1 protein-coding gene is annotated in these 1,121 nt (G+C 36.6%); it reads right to left on the minus strand.

Annotation, left to right across the window (positions count from 1 at the left end):
* Window positions 1-29: 29 nt before the first annotated feature.
* A partial coding sequence (locus tag BMZ74_RS14315; protein WP_089862881.1) for an IS110 family RNA-guided transposase occupies window positions 30-1,121 on the minus strand: 1,092 nt, incomplete at its 5' end.

Consider the following 1,121-nt stretch of genomic DNA (forward strand, 5'->3'; position numbering starts at 1 on the left):
AAGTAAACAGACTAATTTGCAATAATTATCTACCTCCGTGGTTGATATATTTCGCCTTTGCTTAGCAGAGCAAAAACGAGACGGACAAATTTACGTGCTGTAAGCACGAGGGCTCTTTTGTGTTTGTGCTTTGGAACTTCATTATACTTTTTGTAGTAGTAGTTTTTATAGCTATCATTGTGTACTCTCAATGAATTAGCGGCTTCTACCAGGTAATATCTGAGATATTTATTACCCTTTTTAGTTAAATGAGTTTCCTCAGCAGTAAAAGAGCCTGATTGATACTGGGACCAGGTAAGACCAGCATATGAGGCGAGATTAGTTTCTTTATCAAAACGATTGATATCACCAATTTCAGAGATTATTCCAGCTGTTAGGACTGGTCCAATTCCATCTACTGTAATTAAAGTTTGAGGTATTGCTTTTAGCTGTCTTTTAAGAACTCTTTTAAGTCTTTTACTTTGACTCTGGTAAAATCTAATGTTATCAAAGGTCATAGAAAGTGTCTGGGTGATTGCTTGATCTATTTCGGGTTTTAAGCGGTATGAATTGCGAGCAGCTTTTTTGAGTGCAGTCGTTATTTTTTCAATTGGAGTAGAACCACCTAATCGGTTATTGCTGTTTTGATGGAGAAATTCAGCCAGCTCATGGATATCAGTATTAACTATTTCCCTGAGTGTGTATTTTTCCAGCAAAGCCATAGAGGCTTTAGTAAAAGTTCCAAATGGAGACTTTTGAGTGAAATCTGAAAACTTAAGGAAGACTAGATTTAAAGCTCTAGCTTTTTCAGCTTTAATGTGCTGAGCTAGCTTGAATTTATGACGTGTAATCTGTCTTAAAGCCCTGTAGAGTGCTTCGGGAGAAGATGAGTTTTCAACTCTACCAAAACGTATTCTATCAGCGATTACCCAGGCATCAACACTATCATTTTTAGGCAGATCTGTGTATGCTTTTTTGAAATTGCTAACTACTTTAGGATTAACTGTATAGATTTGAAGATTGAAATTGGAGTTTAACTGTTCATGTTTTTTAATGAGTCGGTAGCAGTGTTCCCAGAAAACATTTGTAGCTTCCATGCCAACTTTAATAACATCTGGTTGGAGCAGGTTGGCATTATCAGC

This window comes from Halanaerobium salsuginis, from assembly GCF_900114545.1.
Lineage (GTDB): Bacteria > Bacillota > Halanaerobiia > Halanaerobiales > Halanaerobiaceae > Halanaerobium > Halanaerobium salsuginis.